Raw genomic sequence first — 18,196 nt, forward strand, 5'->3', positions numbered from 1 at the left:
ATCGAGTCCGTCCGGAACCAGAAGGCCGTTGGCTGTCTCGGCTGCCTGTTCGACGATCTCATCGACGACGGTCGTTTCGCCCTTACGTCGGGGGGCGTAGGGCGAATGCGGTCACGTCCTCGCCACCAATGCTGGTGTATCCGGTTAGCACCTTGAGCGCTGCCGCATAGCCGGCCATTTGCAGGTCCGAGTCATTAAACACCGGTGAGCCCATCTTGGCCTCGGTCTCGGTATTCAGATGCAGCATTTGCTTGATCTGGGCGGCCCACTTCACGCTTGACCTCGGGGAGGATGCGCTGCTTGAAGCCGGGGCGGTCACCGGTTGAGCGCTTGCGCACATCAGGATCACTGTGCCTTGCACATAGCCTCCCTTCTTGAGTTCGGAAGTCGTTTCGGTGGCGATGTACCAGGCCCCGACTACCTGGAGCCCAGAGGCCCAGAAGATGCTCACCATGTCCGACCAGACCCCAGTGTCCTGATGGGTTGAACATTACACACTGCATGCCGTTGTCAGGCATATGCTCAGTCATGGCCTTATAGGCACCCACCATGGCGCTGCGGAAGTCATCGCCAGAGCCCTTTATGGCGAGGTCGCGGCGCGAGTCCCATGTCCATTCATTGAAGGGAGGCGGCGGGTTCTTTCTAAGCCAAGCGATGAAGAACTCCGTGATCTCGTGGTACATCACGGCATCTGCGTAAGGGGGGTCTGTTATCCAGTTCGTACATACTGTCTCCAGATCCCAGGATGGAATCGACTTTACATTTGAGCTTATACGCGGAACCTCCGATTCCGGATAATCTGGAAACGCGAACCGATGCAATGAATAAGAGCTACGGCACCCGTAATTATAAATCGTATTCAGGGCTTGGTTTGTAAAGACATTTTTCGGTCCCTCACGACCCTTGTCTGAACTATCCCAAGAACAAAGTCGAGAGTTCCAGCTGAGTGCCGAACTGAAGCCGAGTGCAAGAAGGTTTCCTTTAGCTACTCCAATTTTTTTATTAAGGCGAATTGGAGTAGCTGGCGCGGGTTAAAAAGATGGTGCCAGCATGACCAGCCTCGCGCAATTATGAGATCTCGTCCTTGATATCTGGGCGGACCTCCGACCTCAATCTCCATTTCAGGAATGTAACCCTCTTCCTGCCATGTGGCTATGTTCCTAGCCACTATGGATTCGACGATCTCTTCACGTTCGAAATCCTCGTTGATTACAGCCGAAAAGAATGTTTCTTTTCTCGAACTACCCAGAGATTCTTTCGTGATCCACTGAATGCAGTATAACCGTTCATGAAAGATGTCATCCGGATGCGGTATAAAATCTCGCTTGTCCCAGAGGCGCAAATGGTTGGCGGTATTGGCATCTGAGTTTTTATAATCACCGCGCAAGGTTTTTACTGGCGTGCGGTAAGTCTTACCGTCGAGATCGTAGACCAGATTCCCATCTCGCACCGTGCCAACATCAGCAGCCTCGATCTCCGCAGCCGTAACACCGGCCACAACTTCAATTTCGAAGCGCTTACTCCTGTGATCGGGGATCAGCCTTGCTATGACATTCCATGTTCTAGAGATAACCCAAGATCCACGACATTGGTATCATCCAGCCTGTTTCGGGGCAACGAGTTTCAAGACAATAAAGGTACGCCTTCGCCGATTTCCATGGCTATCATGCTCGATCCTGAGGTCCGTGATTTCCCGGTCCAGCGCCTCGGCCACCTCCCGCTGTGCCCGTTCGATTTCGGTACGTTTTTCTGGGGAAGCGCCATGATGTTAAACGCACCCCACGTCAACATGCAGGCAATCGGGTTCAGGTCCGACGCATAGACGTCGCAGCCTAGGCGCGCCGCCTCGAAGGAATGGAGCCGCCACCGCAGAAGGTGTCGCCAACGCGTGGCCGGTGACCGTAGCGCAACATGCCCAACTGCTCAATAAGTTCCTGGTGGGAATATGCAGCAACGCCTAGATGGCCAAGGTGGGTGTTCACGGTCGGCCAGATCGGCGCATAGAGGGTGGTCTGATCCATTTCCTCCGGGCGCTTGCAGAGACCTGCGCGTTCTTCATAGGTCCCGAGCGTTTCAAGCATCCTGCCGTAAAGCCTCAGCTTCATCTCGTCGGTGGCTGTCTTGCGCCACCTGATGGCGATACCATTGTTTTCAGGATCAAGTGGAAAGAGCCAATGATTAACTTCTCCCGGGCTCAGACCCATGGCCTCGATCTTGTAGGTGAAGTACTTCCACGGGTCCTGTAACTCAAGAGTTTTGGCAATCTGGATTGGCTTGAATGCGTTTCTTATCGAGTGCCCGCCGCGCCAGACTGCCCTCGTCGAAGGCCATCAGCTTCTCGAAGACCTCCAGGTCCTTTTCCGGATCATCGGTCTGCGGCAACAGGCTGCCCAGGAGGATAGCGCGCACCAAGATCAACGGCTTCCGGCCCTTCCAGTAGGAGCCGAGCGCCGTCAGCGTCTGGCCCGCGCCCGCCTTTCGCTCCCGCTGGGCCTCGAACGAGATCTTCTGAGCTGGAAAGACTGCCTCGATCAGGGCCGGAGCGTCCTTGAGGGCGAAGGGTTGGAGGGCTGCGCCTGCGGCGGACGTAGCAGGGGGTGGCGTCTGTTCAAGCGGGAGCAGCGGCATCGTGAGCTTCTACCTTCCAAGTACGTGGAAATCTTGTGACGGCACGTGGTTTCGTGCGACTTCGAACGTGTACACCGGCTCAGAAGACAAGGACCGTGTTCGTCCCCGTGCCGCGTTTGACCAGACCAGGCACGGAAGCCAGGAAACGTGCCCGCGCAGCCTTGTCGTAGCCCAGCTTCGACAAGGCTTGGCCCACATCCGTCGCCGCGTACCCACCACCACCGGGCGTTTGCGTGCACATGCCGCGTAGTTGTGCGAGCACCGATGTGACCGTGCCATCGGGCGCCTTAGCTGCCGGGCTTGCCGCTGGACCCGGGAGGTTAGCTGTGAGAGGTTTCGCGATAGCTGGGAGAAGCAGCGTGGTCAGATGTGGGTTGCGCGCCGTCGGAATCTCGCTGTCGACGTAGGCGATCAGGGTCCTGCAGCCATACGCCTTGGCCTGCTCAGCGGCACCGATCACCAGATCGTCCCGGGAAACAATCACCACCAGTTCGCGCTCACGCAGATGTCGCTCTAGCCCCGCGCCCAACGCCATCAGAAGGGCGACGTCCGCCCCCTGCTTGCGGTGCGGCACAGTCAGCGCGTGCACTAGGAGATCGGGGAACACAGAGACCAGGTCGTCGCGCCAGCAGTCAACCTGCTGACCGTGATTGTTCCCTGCAATGGTGGCACTGACGACCCGGGCGTCGAGATCCGACCGAAGTAAGCTCAGCACTGCCTTGGCGCACTGCGGAGACTGGTTGTCGGCGTCGACGTACAGGGCGACCAAGGCCGAACAGACCCCGACGACTTCGGGGGCTCCGAGTTGGGTGCTCTCATCAGGCAGGGCATTGTTCATGCGTCGAACAGTGGCAACGAAGAGGAGTTCTCTCCAACGGCGCGCTTGAGGGTGAGTGATTGGCGCAACTCGTTTTGGGCCACGTCGCCAAGCGCGTAGCGCAGTGCGATTCGCCAGCCCTTGTCCGCGTCGCCGATACCGCCGGTAGCGATGGCCGTCATGCCGAACAGCCACCACCGTTCCTCCGGGCGCAACGCGAGCCAGTTGCGCACGGCAATGCGTATTTTCTCAGGGTCCAGCCGCTCGATGGCCCAAACCAGGACGCAAAGCTCCTTGCCAAGCAGACGGTCGATCATCGTGTCGCCGACTTTCCAGGTGCCAGTGGCCAGGTTGTGCTCCTTGAGCCGCGCGTTGAAGGCACGCTGCACTTCTGCACGGATAGAGGTCCAGCGGTGTCGCTCCAGCACCACGCGGTCAATGCACTGTTCCCGGACGGTCTCGGCGGCGCCCATTCCCAAGTGCTCTCGGATAAGCACGGGCGCTGCGTTGCCGCGCGGAATGTGGACGACGAAATGATGCGGGTCGGAGGTCGCTGGCACACCGAAACCCAGAGTGCGGTGCGCGAAAGGAGCAGGCTTCGCTGTGGTTATGGACATGGTATGAGGTCGTCTGGCATCGCACCCGGCCGTCAAGCGAGATCCTGGATCACGTCACCGGCATTGATTCCGATGCCGGCCACTTCGGCGAATTCCTTGAGCGAAAAACCGTCGCCAAAGGAAACACCCCCCTTGATCAGGATCTGGACCGCGGCCTGTTCGTCCCCCAGGGCTTGGCGGAGTCCTCGGATAGCCGTTTCAATAGCGGCGGCGGTCAACCTGCGCTCGTTGAAGCGAACTTGAACGGCATTTTCGCCCTCGCCGAGAATGATCTGAACCCCACACAGCAAGGTGTCTGTTCGATCCTTGAAGCGCTGAATGAAGCCGAACACTTTGTCGGTTGTATCGATCGAGACGCGTTTGCTGTCGGCAAGGCGCGCGGGTTTCCGGTCGTCGATGACTACGCGGTTGTCGCCGTCGGAGGGTATCTGGATCTTGGCGCTTTTCTCCACCTCTCCTGCCCTAGCCGCGATCAGGATGGTGCAACCCTTGGCAGGCACCAGGAACGGCTGCGCATAGACGGTGCCCTCCTTGGGGTTGGTACCATCGAGCGCGTAGCGAATCTCCGCGGCGGGGGTGGCGCGAAGCTCGACCTTGCGGGCGTCCGCGACCTTGTGGACCTCGTGGCGGACAGTGATGTCCGCGGTCCAGCGGCTCGGTTCGCCGACCTGGTGCCTGCGTGCGCTGTCCACAGCGATGAAGTAAAGCGTCGCCTCGGTAGTGCGGTAGTCCTCCAGATCCTGGATCTGTTGATCCCGTTCGGAAACAGTGGCTGTGTTGGCGACGTAAACGACTGGACTGTCGCCGGCGTTGCGAGGGGTAAGCGACAGACTGGTCTCGCCGGTCTCGCGGTTAGTCCCGAGCGGAGTGATGTTCACAGAGGTCTTCTCTGCGGGAAATGGTCCCTTTTCGATGTGGCCCTCGGGGCTTTGGCGCCAGCGGCCTTGCTTGAGTGCCTCGTCACGAAGCATCTCCAGCCCGCGCGCGCCTGGCATCCACGGCCAAGTGGGGTCCGTCTTTGCACGCATGAGCAGATCGCGCCAGGGGACACGACGGTCCTTGGCGGGCCAAAGGTAGGTCTCGGCCATGGCCCAATAGTTTGGCAAATTCTCGGGCATATCGAGGGCGAGCTTGTTGTCGCAGCGCCCGCTGGCCAACAGCTTTTCGATCTGTGACTCGGCGGAATGTTCGCCCTCACCGAAACTCAGGCCATTGTCGATGGTGGCCATGACCAGTTCACCATCGCCGCCTGGGAAGAATAGCCGGTTGTACGCGCCGGAGACACCCTTGGTGAATCGCTCGGACAATTCTTCAAGCTTGTCGCGGGCTTCATCGTACAAGCTGTCACCCGATTTGAGTTTGTCGTGGATTTTTTCGACAGCGTAGAGTTCGCGCAGCCGTGCCTCGACCTCGTTCGCGAGGTGGCTGTCGTGGCCCGACAGAATCAGGACGTTGTTTTTTTCCTGCTGGAACTCGAAGAAATTGCGGATCGCCTCCGGCGGAGTGCGCCCATCCGGTTGCACCACCAGCAGTACGCGGGAACCGGATAGCCGCACGTCGTCCAAACGCGGCATGATCTGGACTTCCTGATACGCTGCTTTGGACTTTCCTTGCGCCTGAAAAAGCCCGGTGAGGCGATTGATCAGCGCCTGCTCCAATTTTGGTGCGGGGATCTGCTTGGCGTCGCGTTCGATGCGCCGCCCCAGGTTCTCGGTCTCTTTGAAGAAGAAGGCCTCGCCCTCGCGATGCAGATACCAGGCGCGGTCGCGCAGGCGGTCGAGGCCTGCAAGGAACTCGTCGGCTTTGCGGTAGGGAGCAGCCAGGTATTCGATAATCTCGGCTTGCGTCAGCCCGGTGTGGGCGCCGACGGCGCGGGACAGTGACGCGGAGAGCACAATCTTGGCGACCTGAGTCGCGGCATCGCTGCCCAGACCGTCGTCAATCTCTTCAGCACGGGCGTTGCCGTGGTCAGCGATGTCGTTGACCATGGCGTTGAGCAGCGCAGGATTCACGCGCTGGATCTCGTCGCGCACTTCCGCGTCGTTGAGATCAAGGTGCTGGGTGCCAATCAGGAAGACGTCGTTGGCCTCACGGTTCCAGACACTGCGCAGCAGGCGAGCCGTAAATTGCATCAGACCGCGTGTCTGGCGAAAGCCCTCGTTCTCCCTGAACAGCGCCACCAGGTTCTTGAACGACGGGTGGAAGGGGTAGGTCTCGCGGACCTCTTCGGCGACCTCCTCCATCGCTCGGGCGGTGATGTAGCCTCCATCCTCCGCGGCCTTGACCTGTTCGGCGAACGCCTCGGCCACTGACTCGATCAACGCGCTATCTGGCAATTCTGTAAACAAGCGCTTCTTCAGGATCTCGTAAATCTCGTTGCCTGCTAGTTGGACGGGGGTAATGGTCTGGGCCTGGCGTCGTGACTCCTGCTGGAGGTTGGACATGATTCTCGCCACGTCCTTGGTCTGGGCCTCATAGCTGCCCGACAGGTTGGCGATGACGATGCAGCAACGAGGCAGCTTGATCGCTGCGGTCAACAGGTTGCTGATGGTGTAGGTCACCAGATCGGCCAGGGAACCTTTACCTACGGAGCGGGTATCGGCGTTAAGCAGATAGGGCGGCAGCTCGTCGAGCAAGATCAGGGTCGGCTCGTCGCCGATGATCTCCAGCCACTTCTTCTCGTCGATACCTCGGGGGCCATCGATCCAGTACGGGCGCACAAGGTCGGCCCGGCCGAGTTGCTCGCCGATTTCGCCCCATATGTAATGCTCTGGATCATTGCGTCCGTTGAAGGCGGCAACTCGGGCAGGTCCGAAGTCAAGACGCTCCGCCAGCTCGGCGGGCAGTACGGTCGTCCGCAGGTCTGGATGCTTTGCCAGCAAGCCGAGGGCCACCATGAGATGCGTCTTGCCGCCACCCATGGCTTGAGCCAGCTCAAAAGCCGCTTGGTCAGACCGCCCGGCAAGCCGCAACAGGCCTTCACGGAACAGCGTGTCCATGCCTTGGGTGACATAGTTGCGGGCGAAGAACTCCGGCCCGTTACCCTCTTTGTGGATCAAATCCGAGAGATTCTCTATAGCCTCGGTCATCCGGTAGTCGTTGACCATCGGATGGATTTTGCAGGCGTCACGAACGGTTCCGAGCACTTCACTCCCCTAGCTTACCGTTGCACACGTCCCCTGAACGTGCGGTTGCCTTTCGTTAAGGCGGGTCTCTTCCTCGATCAAAACCGAGAGATGTTACCCATCTAGGATGCCTATGGCTGCGGGCCTTCGGTACTGCGGGAGAGAATGACGCAGACCATCACTCATCCGCAAAAGACAACGAATCAATCTTGCCTTAAATTCACGCCCACGTCATTAGCGGCGCATCGGAGGGTGTCTCAGTAATGACCGCGATCCGCCCGGTCTCGACCCGTCACCAACCAGAAATTTCGCGTTGGCGTACCTGTCTGAACCAAGACGAACGTCGGAAAATTCCCCGTTGGCCCGTGGCAGTTTATCAAGCAAAAACAACGGCTTAAAAGTTCTGCACTAAAATCGCGAAGTCACGAGGTTTCGAGAGAAATGGCCCGCAAGACGCCGAAATCGGCCAGAAATGACGTTTGTAGGGTAGGCGAGGTCAACAGGTATAAACGAAAAACCCCGCGGAACATGGCGTTCAGCGGGGTGTTCGTTTTTTGTCGCAGAGCTATGCTGCGACGTTCCTGGCGGGACGCCGGGGATTCGAACTCTTGGTACCGTTTTCCGACGAGATGCCCCGATGCACGCTTCGCCTTCGGTTCAATTGCTGACCCCAAGCAGTGCCAACACCGTTGGAGGACCAGCCCTCGTCCGAGGGTGTCGGCCCATTTTGTGGTGACGCCCGAAAACGAGTCCTGCGCTTCCCGACCTGATCGCCGCCTGCCGCCGCGAGGCTGTTGACTGCGCTATGTCTTGCCGAGAGCAGCCCCGGATGCGGAAACCTGCCGCGACATCACCCTCACCCACCCGATGCTTTACCTTGAAGAGAAAGCCTCAGCAGCGTGCCCTCGCCAACCGACAAAACGGGCACGATCGCGCATGCGACACGTTCGGCTCGTAGATGTACATGGCCTGGCACCTTGCACACCGCTCCCAGCCGACGATCCTCGATCGCACATCCCTGATCGCGTACCACGCGGCATTGATGTCCAGGCCAGCGCTGCCGACACGACCATGCACTTCCCACGCCGACAACAGCATCGCTGCGGTGACCGACCGGCCATCCCCCTCGTCAAGACGGTTGTAGAGAGCGACGAAACTGGAGAGCTTGGCCAGCATCATTGGGTTGGTGATGAAGGGTCTGACAGAGTCCGGCAGCTTCCCGTTGTGCGGACTTTCACCGTGGACCTGCCGCCAGCGCATGCGCAGCGGCTTCGGATGGATGCTCGTCAGGTAATGAACGATCGGCACGCGGAGCCGCAAACGGATCAGCTCGTGGGCCACCCGGCTGTTTTCCAACTCATCAAGGGCAAGCAGCGCCGACATGACCGTTAGAGCAGGGTCGCTTCGGCGTAAGTGCTTTTTGCGTCCCTGGGCATCTGCAACAGCCGCTCAAGCGCCGAGTCCGTCAATCGGAAGGTGTAGAGCGACACGGGGACCGTCTCCGCCAGCTCGTCGATTTCGTCCATGTCGAGCGAGGCCACCTTCTCGATCACGGCACGGGGTAAGCCGGTCATGATCTCTGCCGCCCTTCCCTCCCGCGCCAGCTGGCGCGTGAGCAACAGGAACTGCCTGTTGATTTTGAGTACGTCGCGCTTTTCCATGATAGACAATCAAGAAGTTGCCACATGCACGCATTATATATTACACTTAAAGCATAGCACAACCACAAATCGGATGATCTATGATGAATATCGACTCCACAGCAGCCGCCAGCGGAAACCCGGTGGCAGAAATCCTTGAAGCGCTGATGAGCAAACATCGCCTGACTCAGACCGAGTTGGCCCATCGTTCCGGTGTCTCTCAGCCGGCCATCAACCGGATTCTCAGGGAGCGCTCGAAGGCCAAGAATCCGCGGCAGGACACGCTCGAAAAGCTCGCCGCCGAGCTCGGCGTCACGCCGGATCAGTTGGCTGGCCGGGAGCCGATCTCAGCCCACATGCTCGCCAGTGGCGTGGTGCCGGTGCTGAGGTGGGAACAGCTCTTGCCCACCGACTCATCGGGAGACGGCGGTCAGAGTGCGTGGCTGGCCTGCCCCGTTGAGCACAGCGACGAGACTTTCGCCCTCCCGGTGCTCGGCGAGGCGATGAATGGAAATGATGGCTACCGCGAAGGCGAGATTCTCTTCGTCGACCCGCGCGTTCCCGCGGCGCACGGTAAGGATGTCGTGGTGCTCCATGGCGAAACCCCCCTCTTCCGACGGCTGGTGCTCACGCCGGAAGGCCGTTTTCTTCAGACGCTCAATCCCAACTGGCCGACACCGATCATGCGTCTGCCAGACGACGCCGTTGTTCGCGGCACGGTGGTCTTCTCCGGTCGGCTTCGCTGATCATTACGTTCATCAAACAGCCTTGTAATTAGCAATTACATTCGGCCGTTCATCGCCGGCCTGCTGCCGACAAAAAAATACCCGCCGAGGTGGCGGGTATTTTTTTGTCAGATCAGCCCCCGCTCTGCGAAGGACATAACCGCGCTATCGGCCACGATGAAGTGGTCGAGCACCCGGATGTCGACGAGCGCCAAGGCGTTCTTGAGCTCGCTGGTCAGCAGCTCGTCGGCGCGTGACGGCTCGGGATGCCCCGAGGGATGGTTGTGCGCCAGGATGACGGCACTGGCGTTCAGCCTCAGGCCGGCCTTGACGACTTCCCTGGGATAGACCGACGTCTGGGTCACCGTCCCGCGAAAGAGCTCGATCCCGGCGATCAGCCGGTTCTGCCCATCGAGCCACAGCGCGACGAAACTCTCGTACTCCTGCCCGCCGAGAAACAGACGCAGGTAATCGCCAACCGCCGCCGGTGAAGACACGCTGATAGCGGATTCCGCAAGCTCTTCCGCCAGGGCGCGCCGAAGGAGTTCCCGGGCCGCCATCAGTCGATCGGGCACGGCATAGGGAAGAAGCTCTTGTGCCGTGCCAAGGGCCGTGGTCTGCCGAGGCGCGCGCAGCCCGAAAAGCTCGGCCAGCGAGCGGGTGGCGAGCAATGCTGCCTCGTCGCCGAGCACGATCGAAAGGAGTTCGCGGTTGCTTGAATGGATCATCTGGGGTGCCTCCAATAGAAAAACGGGGCGGCACCCTCCCCTTGCGGGACGATGCGCGCCCCGCGGGGTTCAAAGATTGCGGCTTAATGCGTTACGGTTGGCTGGCTAACGGGTCTGCCGGCTTCGAGAATTTTCTGGCTGGCGCTGAAGATCCGCTGTGCCGACCTTTCCGGGAGCTGACCGTTTTTGAGCCACGACTGGATATAACCTCGCGACTCATCCCGGCCTGGCAACTCGAGGATCGAGCACAGGAGAAAGGCCACGCCTTCGGCCTCGGCTTCGCGAACACTTCTTGGCGTCGACGGGGCGTCATGGCAGTCGCCTTCCAGGGTGTGCCCGAGAACGACGTGAGCCATCTCGTGAAAACGCGTCGAGTGGGGATGCTCGGCCAACTGACTGACCGCGATGCGGCGCTGAACCGCATAGCCCTCGACGTTGCCGTCCAGGTAATCGAAGTGCTCCTGGGTGATGTCCAGCGCGGCCAAAGCCGCTTCGGCATCCCAATGGGGCGATTCGACAGGCTCGGCGTAGGCTTCACCTTCGGTCTGCTCCAGGCTGAACCAGCGCGGCGCCAGTTTGAAGCGCGTAAATACCTCTTCGCTGCCGCCGGGATCGCCGGAGTCGTCAGAAACCGCGTTCGTGCCGCGACGTTTGACGGTGATCGGCATCCACAGCGAGAGTGCTTTCTGTCCCTTGCAGACGGATCGACCCAGGGCTTTCCAGCGACTGAAGCTCGCGATGGGCGACAGGGGCAGGCACTTTTGACGGAGCTGGACGGCCGCCAGGATCTGGTTGCCGACGCTGAAGCGGTGAAACCGGCGGAAAGCCTGACTGACAATCCCGGGCTCGGTGAGAGCCTGTTCGAGAAGGGGTGCGAATTTGTCGTACATGGTGCCTCCAGTGAAAAACGGGAAGGCACCGTCCCCGTCGGGGAGCGATACACTCCCCGTGGGATGGAAAAACCGGCCAAGGCCGGGAAAGTCTGCTGCGTTACTTGCCCCTGATCGAGAAGCGCGCGGAAAGGGCGAATTTCCGTGCCTCGGCGGCATGCGGGCCGAGAAAGCTGGCGCGTGTACCGTCCGGTTGACGAACGAGGATTCGGCCGACGACGAGGATCTGTTGTCGCACACCGATGTCCCCATCGAAGCGGGTTTGCAGGTATTGCCGGTAGTCGCCCTGCCATCCGACTGGCGGTGCGAAAGGCCCGAAACCGCCTGGCCGGGTAGTGATCCGGCCGAAGTCGATGACGCCGTACATGGTCACCTCCTCGTCAGGCGGCCCGGGTCAGCGCCTTATCGACGCTGCCGAGCGTGGGAAAACCTGCTTTCCCTGCGAGATTGAACACGTCGAGCCAATCGACCCCTTTTTGGCCGTCGGGAATCGCAAGTGCTGGCGCAATCGCACCGGCTTGAATCCCCATGGCCCAGAGCCGAGTCACCAATGCCCTCGCCGCTTCCTGTCCGTGTCCGGACGGGTGCTGTCGCGACGGCCGGTCCTTGTCGGCGAAGACCAGGACCTGGCGCACTCCTGGAGGAGGAACAAAGGTTTCCAGAAGATGGGCATTTCCGGTCGCCCAGGCGGGCAGACCGGTGGCTTCGATGACGGCAAGCGCGGTTTCGATGCCCTCGGACACCGCCAGGCGACTCCCGGGAGCAATCAACCGAATGGCGCCGCCGGTCAGCTGTCGCGCCGAGGGATGGCGCATCAGCTTCTTGGGCGCGTCGACCGACGCCTTGTGGCCATCAACCGTCAGGTAGGTGCGATGGAGAGTCACTGCATCGCCCCCCTGCCCGGTGACCTGGGCGAGGATGGCTGGATGGCGCCCCACGAGACACCGATCGGCGTAGTAACCCAGCGCGGGATGAAAGCGCAGGGTTTGGGGTGCCGTTGCCGACAGACCGCGCCGCGCCAGGTAAAGACGTGCCGGCTCGGCTTGCGGGTGCGTCAGCGGGACGGATTCCCGCCACGTGCGATTAAGGTGTTCGCTGCGGGTGGCATCGTCGGACGTACCACTTGCGACCGACGGCCATTGCCTGTGCGTGCTGCTGACGGACTTGCCGCCGACATGCTCGGCCACTTCGCGGATCGTGCGACTGAAATCCCAGTCGTTGACCCACATCAGCAAAGACAAGCCGTCGGCAAAAAACCCGCAGGTGTTGCAGACGCCGCCGCCGGTTTGATCGACGTCAGGAAAAACCCGAAAGCCATCCCGACCACCATGGACCGGACAAGGGACATGCTTCCCTCGCCGCTCCACAGCCTCTTTCAACGCCGGCGCCAGATCGGGTAGAACCCGCTCCCAGCGCCCGCGTGCGTCCTCCTTGACGCTCTGCGTTTGATAAGCCTGTTTCATTGCAGGTGCCTCCATGGAATGTCCCGGACGGGACCTTCCGAAGCACCCCATGCCGGGATCCTGGGGAAGGCCACGGCAAGGCCGGTTGGAACGTTCCGCGCGGCATGAAGGTAGCCCTGCCGGGATACGCTTCCCCGGCGGGGTCATGATGCTGTTTGTTTTCTCGTGGCCAGCTACCACACATCCATCCTGCGCCTTACGGTGCGGGATCGAAACTCAATGGGCTGTTCGCAGGAGGCTCACCGAACCCCCTCCGAAAAGCCCCGGCACGGCGGCCGGGGGAAGTGCTGCAGGGGAGGAAACAGCTACGATGTTACGCAGGCACTTCGGTCTACGGCGGGCGAAATGCGTCCTGACAGGATCGAATTCGACAGGGCGTCTCGGTGCGTGAGGACGAACTGCGTGGTTGAAAGCGATTTCCAACGGCCTCGCTTTGCCAGCACCACGGAGCGGCGCTAGCGGCGGCGTAAAACCGCACGAATTTGGCGGCAAAAATTGGCGGCGGAATTTGGCGGCGCGAGCGACCACAATCAGCGTCGGGTGTTTGCTTTGAAGCGGGCATTCGGAACGCGGCGCTCTACGTCTGGTCGTCGGCCAAAGCTGCCATTCGATTGGCTAACTGATTAGGTCATCAATGCAATACTTACCTGCCGTTGGGCCTTGAACTGCAGACCCCCAGACCCAGACCAGCTGAGGGGAACGTCACTGGGGGACATGAAACGCGAGCACTGTAACGATCAGCTCCCGGTTCTTGTCGCTGTTGACGTGCAGCACATATCGGAAGCCGCTCTCGTGCGGCCAGTTCACGGCGCGCTTGAAGTTGGCGTGCGCCTTGACTGTGGCATCGATACCGGCGAGTACCGTTGATGTCTCCGTGCCGCGGTTAAACACCAGGATCGCCGTCTTGCTGTCGCGCCAAGTGGCGTAGCCAAGAAGCTGCTCGATCGCCTCGCCGAATGCTTTCGGTCCCTTCCAGAATTTGCACTCGGCGATGAACACGTTACGCCCACGTTCGCGCAACAGGATATCGGTCTTGCCGGCCATGTTGAAAGTCTCGCCCGTTGCTTTGCCTTCGAACTGGCCATTCAGCTGCACGAGGAAGTGCTGTCGCAGCGCTTCTTCGTCCATCGTCTTGAAAGCATTGGGGCTGCGCTCCATAACGAGCGCCATGTCCTGCACGATCTTGAGCGCCTGCTCGTACTGCTCCATCGCCCAAGCAGGCTCCGGCACGAACCGCGCCGAGCTTACTGGTGGCAGCGACGGAGCCGCCTTCTTACGGACGGTTGGCACCGCGTAGGTCTTCGGTGCGTCGTCGCGTCGTCTGATTGGTATGCCGAGGGCCGCAGCGCGTCGTGACTGTGCCAGCAGCCGCTCGCGCCGCTGCTGGATCGCTTGTTCCGCCACACCCGGCAGACTGCTGTTGTGGGCGTCGATCATTCCCCGTTGCCATCCTAGGTGCTGCTCGATGTCGGCAAGTGCCTGATCCACCAGAGGCCGGATGTCCTGGGGTTGATCCGCAGGTGAGTCGTAGCGCAGCACTAGTTCGTTTCGTTCAATGACTGCGCGTGGAGGGTTCATCGTGAAGGTGTTGGCCTTCGTGTAGAACAGTTCCGACTCACCCTTGAACGGGATGCGTACCTCGACGCGCTCACCCGCGACCATCGCCGGACGGCTCCTGTCGTCAATCCAGCGCATCCGGTCATGCCGCACATCGACCGGCGCATCCAGGTAGTCGGCGTACCACTGATCGCGCAGCAGCGTTATCGGCGTGACGCTGTACTTCTCGATGAGGTACCGCTTGAGGTCGTCAGGAGCGGTGTTGAGCAGTCGGTTTTCGTCCAGCATCTCGACCTCTTGGTGGATCTTCTGGATCGTGCTTCGCAGCGAGTGGTCTAGATCATGGGTTACGAACAGCAGTCCCTTACTTTTGTCGATGCTGCCAAACATGTGTCTCCCTTCGATTCTTTAGCGCGAGCTATCCATAATCATGACCCACTGATTTTGAGAACTTTCACAAGCCGTACTTCCGCTTGCGATTCTTGAAAGCTGGCTCAGTACCTTCAAGAATTTCAACGACCCTAGCTTTGATGACTGGCGACTCGATAGCGCCAGCGACGTAGCTGAAGGTGTTTGTCGCCTTATCGTGTGTGGCGCAGATGATTTGCTCTGCGTCACACACGACGGCGAGGTTTGGGTTGTGGGTCACCATGATGACTTGACGCCTCTGCTTGGCCGCCTTGATGCACTTAACCAGAACCTTGAAGATAGTCTGGTTGTCAAGGTTCTCCTCTGGCTGGTCAATGATGATCGGGATATCGTCTTTGTCCACTAGGAGGTAAAAGACCAGCAGTAGCAGACCTCGCTCGCCTGGCGAGAGCTGGCTGATTTCTTGTTGATCGAACGTGAGCGAATACCGCGGCGAGAGATAGCTCATACCGTAGACGTGGTCGAAGATTTCCTGAGGATCGCCACCACGCCGGAGTTGGTCGGCGATTTTTGTTTCGCGGCCGCCACCTGCTTCGCGGCAGTCGAAGTGAAGCATGTTGTCGATGGTGGCGAGGAATTTCAGAGTGGAGTCTACGTCCCCGAAGTTGGCCTCCTTCAACAAACCGCGCATAACCTGGTTGCTTTCGTCCACGCCAGAAAAGCTGCCGCGTGCTTGGCGGTTGATGCGTGGCAAGAACTGCTCTTGGAAGTTGGACTCTTCGATGCGGACGTCGAAGTCCAACGGCAGGTGCATATCCATTTTGGCCGCAGATTTAACGAACTCCTGCACGGGCTCATACAGTCGGCGGTATTCATCCACCGTCTTTACGATCTGTTCGTGGACTATCTTGGCGACCTCCACGCGTCTGGCCCGAAGCCCAGCGAGCTTGGCCGGAAGGGCGCCCAGTGATTCGATTTCCGCCTTGAACCATTCAATCGACTGTGCCTTGTCCTTGCTGCCTACAAGCGCTTCCTTGGCCTGCTCCCACTTCGCGATCTGCTCTTTGAAGATGATGAACAGGCGCTGCTTCTCGTCAAGTTTGCTCTTGATGTCTGCCACGGCAGCTTCGATAGCTTCGCGCCTTTTGTTGAGGCCTGCGGGTTCTTGGTTGACGAGTGCTGCGTCGATGTTCGTGACCGAATCTTTCACTTTTTTGCTGACTGCGTCGATCTTTGTCATGTCGATCCTTAGGTCGACCAGCTCGGAAGCTGTCAGATCCGCACCAACTTCAGCCAGCATCGGGGCCAAGTCGGACATAAACTGGTCGTGGGCCTTCTTGTGGTTGGCGATAGCCTGCGCAACCCTGACCAAGACTGCCTGTCGCTTTGCCTCCGTGGCCTTTTTCTCGCGTAGTTGCCTTTCTTCATCGCGCAGTTTCTTGAGCTCTTCTTCCAGAGCTTGAATCTTCTCCGTCGTGGCTTTGGAATCTTCCTTTGCTACGTCCGACGCAGTCGGGTCCTCGACCTGAGCGGGCTTTGAGCCTTCGAGGGCAGTTAACTCGGCTGCCTTGGCGTCGAGCTGCTCTTGGAGGGTCTGTTTGTACTCTTGAGTAAGGCACCGTTCTGTTTCCAAAATCTCGGCGTTGGCCTTAGAGATTTCTTTGAGCAACTGATCGCGTGCGCTGTCGATCTCAGCGACCTTGAAATTGAGAAGATCATCCATCGAGTTGTAGCCCAGGCGCGCCTCTTCCGGGACGTGTGTGTAGATGATCTTGCGCAGTTCGGCGTCGAACGTTGCAGAGCCGCCATCGCCGAGCTCGTTGCACAGCGTTTCAAGATAGCTTTGCGGCAGATACTTCACTCGCTCCACGCTGGTCTCTGATGGGTCTTGATCGAGCTGCCGCTCCGACTCAGTGCAATCGTGCCAGCCCAGCGCACCGACAAAGTGCTGAGCGAGCTTGTTCCGCGGGTTGCGGAAGCGCTTGTCGTTCAGAAACGAAAAGCTCTTGAAATTTTTGGTGTCGCCAGCCAAGCCCGCAATGTCGGCCATCGCGCTCTTCCCGCTGCCCTTGTTGCCGATTATGGCGACCAAGTCGTGGCTCAGCGGCATGTCAACATTGAACCAAGGATCTGTCAGAGTGTTTCCGGGTTTGCTGCTGACACGGATTCTGGAGGCGTATTTGGTGCGGTTGGTTTCAACCAAAAGCCGCTTGGGCGGCGTGTCGCCAATGAATACCCGGTCGTCGAATTCGGTGATGGCCTGCACTAGGCCGTCAAAGGTCGGATCGGCTTTGATCCAAGTGAAGCAGTTGCCGATGCGGTCTTTGTCGTCGGAACTGCTCAAGGCGTGGGCGTCGGAGCAATCCAGAAGGGTGGCCTTGACACTCGATCCCAAAAGTTTCTTTCTCGCGGCATCGTAAGCGGCAGGGTTGGCTGCGGCGGTGAATACCAAGGCGGCCTGGTTGATGATGTTGCGCTTTTCGGCGATGGATTGGTCATCCCATTTCAAGTTGTCCCATTCTGTCTTGCCGACTGCAATTAAGTATTTGTCGGCTAGGTAGTGCCGGTCGAGTGCTTCGATGACCTTTTCTAAGCTAACGCAGAGGTTGTTAAATCCCTCACGCAGTGGTGGAGCGTAGTCGGCTTTCTTATCTGCCGGCGCCGAGTCGATGATCATTTGCCCGAGTTCGGACAAGCTGTCTCGGGTAATGACACCCTTCCATTTGCCGTTCCAATTATTGGAGTCGGGGATCAGTTGGTAGCTGGGAGTCAAAGAGCCGATGAATTGCTGCCGGATGACCTCGGGCTCCAGTGAGTCGAAAACGACATGCAGATTGATGCGGTTCCAGCCCGATTGGGAGTAGCTACCATCCTTGTCCTTCTTGACCACGCCAGCAAACTTGTCCAGGCGTAGCTCGATCACCGGCAAAACGAGATCAATATTTCTCAGCCGGCCTTGCTCGAGCTTTGCTTTGCGCACACGTTCGTAGCCGTCGATGAAGATGTAGTCATTGATGCCAATGACCTTGAAGTCAGGCGGTAGGGCTTCAAGATCGAGCAAGAACGCCTCCCAGGCCTCTTCTTCCGTCCCCGGATAATTGTGTACAATTGACGCTGGCGTGTGGACGTGCAAGTCCCACTTCCGCCAGGTAGAACCGCGCGTATTCATTTTCAGTTCATCTCCATGACCTTCTCAGAATTAAGCATCATATTATCCTCGCATCTCGCCCTTCAATGGGGAAGGCCGGATTTAATAGCCCGAGCGTAGCACCACTGAGACCGAGGCCGTGGCAGCTCGTACCTTCTTTGGGCTGGTTTCACTGCGCATTAATTGGAACTCCGCCGACACCACAGCCGCCTGAGTGACAGCTGACCGGCTGTTTCCGGTCATTGGCGCAGGCAAGCCTAATGACCGCTCTGGCCGAAGAGGAGTCATTGGAGCCGACCGCACACCCGTCTTCTTTACGCGGCATAGCGGACGTTCGCGTCACAATTGACGTCGCAGCACTTCGAACAGCTCTTGCCGACCCGCGGCAACCATAGGCTGCAGAGTCCTGGCTACTTGTGTCCACCGCCCGCCCGCAGCTCGGTCTGTCGTCAGATCGTGTCAGGCAAGGGCTCTCGCCTGAGCCATGTC

16 protein-coding genes are annotated in these 18,196 nt (G+C 59.3%); 1 reads left to right on the top strand and 15 read right to left on the bottom strand.

The genetic code is table 11. The features are described 5' to 3' along the window. Positions 1 to 82 precede the first annotated feature (82 nt). From QZ613_RS21030 to QZ613_RS02075, 9 genes are all read right to left on the bottom strand, one after another. Positions 83 to 454: a hypothetical protein gene (locus QZ613_RS21030; RefSeq protein WP_366144411.1), complete on the bottom strand. Its 372-nt coding sequence runs from the start codon at positions 452 to 454 to the stop codon at positions 83 to 85. A 531-nt stretch (positions 455 to 985) separates the two neighbouring features. Further along, positions 986 to 1,498 (bottom strand): hypothetical protein, encoded by a 513-nt coding sequence (locus QZ613_RS21035; protein ID WP_366144412.1) that lies wholly within the window; start codon positions 1,496 to 1,498, stop codon positions 986 to 988. Between the two features lie 334 nt (positions 1,499 to 1,832). Continuing rightward, positions 1,833 to 2,204 carry a hypothetical protein gene (locus QZ613_RS21040; protein WP_366144413.1) on the bottom strand — a complete coding sequence of 124 codons (372 nt, stop codon included), beginning with the start codon at positions 2,202 to 2,204 and terminating at the stop codon, positions 1,833 to 1,835. A gap of 43 nt (positions 2,205 to 2,247) precedes the next feature. After that, positions 2,248 to 2,628 (bottom strand): DUF1156 domain-containing protein, encoded by a 381-nt coding sequence (locus QZ613_RS21045; protein ID WP_366144414.1) that lies wholly within the window; start codon positions 2,626 to 2,628, stop codon positions 2,248 to 2,250. Positions 2,629 to 2,707: 79 nt separating this feature from the next. After that, entirely contained in the window at positions 2,708 to 3,466 is a 759-nt protein-coding gene (locus QZ613_RS02055; RefSeq protein WP_291981362.1) for an NYN domain-containing protein, read from the bottom strand. Continuing rightward, complete coding sequence (locus QZ613_RS02060; RefSeq protein ID WP_291981364.1) at positions 3,463 to 4,062, bottom strand: anti-phage-associated DUF3780 domain-containing protein; 600 nt, start codon at positions 4,060 to 4,062, stop codon at positions 3,463 to 3,465. The genes QZ613_RS02055 and QZ613_RS02060 overlap by 4 nt, the downstream gene beginning before the upstream one ends. Before the next feature lie 32 nt (positions 4,063 to 4,094). Then, positions 4,095 to 7,208 carry an anti-phage-associated DUF499 domain-containing protein gene (locus QZ613_RS02065; protein ID WP_291981366.1) on the bottom strand — a complete coding sequence of 1,038 codons (3,114 nt, stop codon included), beginning with the start codon at positions 7,206 to 7,208 and terminating at the stop codon, positions 4,095 to 4,097. A gap of 870 nt (positions 7,209 to 8,078) precedes the next feature. Beyond that, positions 8,079 to 8,570: a FlhC family transcriptional regulator gene (locus tag QZ613_RS02070; RefSeq protein ID WP_291981368.1), complete on the bottom strand. Its 492-nt coding sequence runs from the start codon at positions 8,568 to 8,570 to the stop codon at positions 8,079 to 8,081. A gap of 5 nt (positions 8,571 to 8,575) precedes the next feature. Beyond that, positions 8,576 to 8,848: a hypothetical protein gene (locus tag QZ613_RS02075; protein WP_043569162.1), complete on the bottom strand. Its 273-nt coding sequence runs from the start codon at positions 8,846 to 8,848 to the stop codon at positions 8,576 to 8,578. 80 nt (positions 8,849 to 8,928) lie between these two features. Here QZ613_RS02075 and QZ613_RS02080 point away from each other — a divergent pair, with 80 nt between their 5' ends. Continuing rightward, positions 8,929 to 9,573, top strand: coding sequence for a LexA family transcriptional regulator (locus QZ613_RS02080; protein ID WP_291981370.1), 645 nt, complete (start codon positions 8,929 to 8,931; stop codon positions 9,571 to 9,573). A gap of 107 nt (positions 9,574 to 9,680) precedes the next feature. Here QZ613_RS02080 and radC read toward each other — a convergent pair whose 3' ends face one another. The 6 genes from radC to QZ613_RS02110 all read right to left on the bottom strand — a co-directional run bounded on the left by radC (position 9,681) and on the right by QZ613_RS02110 (position 17,728). Further along, complete coding sequence (gene radC, locus QZ613_RS02085; RefSeq protein WP_291981371.1) at positions 9,681 to 10,280, bottom strand: DNA repair protein RadC; 600 nt, start codon at positions 10,278 to 10,280, stop codon at positions 9,681 to 9,683. 83 nt (positions 10,281 to 10,363) lie between these two features. Beyond that, the gene (locus tag QZ613_RS02090) at positions 10,364 to 11,170 is read right to left on the bottom strand and encodes a DUF1738 domain-containing protein (protein ID WP_291981372.1); all 807 of its coding nucleotides are present in this window, start codon (positions 11,168 to 11,170) and stop codon (positions 10,364 to 10,366) included. Positions 11,171 to 11,270: 100 nt separating this feature from the next. After that, entirely contained in the window at positions 11,271 to 11,537 is a 267-nt protein-coding gene (locus QZ613_RS02095; RefSeq protein WP_291981373.1) for a hypothetical protein, read from the bottom strand. Positions 11,538 to 11,550: 13 nt separating this feature from the next. After that, positions 11,551 to 12,633: a primase-helicase zinc-binding domain-containing protein gene (locus QZ613_RS02100; protein ID WP_291981374.1), complete on the bottom strand. Its 1,083-nt coding sequence runs from the start codon at positions 12,631 to 12,633 to the stop codon at positions 11,551 to 11,553. Between the two features lie 702 nt (positions 12,634 to 13,335). Continuing rightward, the gene (locus QZ613_RS02105) at positions 13,336 to 14,580 is read right to left on the bottom strand and encodes a hypothetical protein (RefSeq protein WP_291981376.1); all 1,245 of its coding nucleotides are present in this window, start codon (positions 14,578 to 14,580) and stop codon (positions 13,336 to 13,338) included. Positions 14,581 to 14,644: 64 nt separating this feature from the next. Then, positions 14,645 to 17,728 (bottom strand): TrlF family AAA-like ATPase, encoded by a 3,084-nt coding sequence (locus tag QZ613_RS02110; protein WP_291981378.1) that lies wholly within the window; start codon positions 17,726 to 17,728, stop codon positions 14,645 to 14,647. Between the last annotated feature and the right edge of the window lie 468 nt (positions 17,729 to 18,196).

The sequence above is a fragment of the Candidatus Accumulibacter sp. ACC005 genome, assembly GCF_907163215.1.
Classification (GTDB): domain Bacteria; phylum Pseudomonadota; class Gammaproteobacteria; order Burkholderiales; family Rhodocyclaceae; genus Accumulibacter; species Accumulibacter regalis.

Bases quoted from the DNA above. Each gene is read 5' to 3' on its own strand.
- QZ613_RS21030 (WP_366144411.1), bottom strand. From the start codon at position 454: ATGGTGAGCATCTTCTGGGCCTCTGGGCTCCAGGTAGTCGGGGCCTGG.
- QZ613_RS21040 (WP_366144413.1), bottom strand. From the start codon at position 2,204: ATGGGTCTGAGCCCGGGAGAAGTTAATCATTGGCTCTTTCCACTTGAT.
- QZ613_RS21045 (WP_366144414.1), bottom strand. From the start codon at position 2,628: ATGCCGCTGCTCCCGCTTGAACAGACGCCACCCCCTGCTACGTCCGCC.
- QZ613_RS02055 (WP_291981362.1), bottom strand. From the start codon at position 3,466: ATGAACAATGCCCTGCCTGATGAGAGCACCCAACTCGGAGCCCCCGAA.
- QZ613_RS02060 (WP_291981364.1), bottom strand. From the start codon at position 4,062: ATGTCCATAACCACAGCGAAGCCTGCTCCTTTCGCGCACCGCACTCTG.
- QZ613_RS02070 (WP_291981368.1), bottom strand. From the start codon at position 8,570: ATGTCGGCGCTGCTTGCCCTTGATGAGTTGGAAAACAGCCGGGTGGCC.
- QZ613_RS02075 (WP_043569162.1), bottom strand. From the start codon at position 8,848: ATGGAAAAGCGCGACGTACTCAAAATCAACAGGCAGTTCCTGTTGCTC.
- QZ613_RS02080 (WP_291981370.1), top strand. From the start codon at position 8,929: ATGATGAATATCGACTCCACAGCAGCCGCCAGCGGAAACCCGGTGGCA.
- radC (WP_291981371.1), bottom strand. From the start codon at position 10,280: ATGATCCATTCAAGCAACCGCGAACTCCTTTCGATCGTGCTCGGCGAC.
- QZ613_RS02090 (WP_291981372.1), bottom strand. From the start codon at position 11,170: ATGTACGACAAATTCGCACCCCTTCTCGAACAGGCTCTCACCGAGCCC.
- QZ613_RS02095 (WP_291981373.1), bottom strand. From the start codon at position 11,537: ATGTACGGCGTCATCGACTTCGGCCGGATCACTACCCGGCCAGGCGGT.
- QZ613_RS02100 (WP_291981374.1), bottom strand. From the start codon at position 12,633: ATGAAACAGGCTTATCAAACGCAGAGCGTCAAGGAGGACGCACGCGGG.
- QZ613_RS02105 (WP_291981376.1), bottom strand. From the start codon at position 14,580: ATGTTTGGCAGCATCGACAAAAGTAAGGGACTGCTGTTCGTAACCCAT.
- QZ613_RS02110 (WP_291981378.1), bottom strand. From the start codon at position 17,728: ATGAATACGCGCGGTTCTACCTGGCGGAAGTGGGACTTGCACGTCCAC.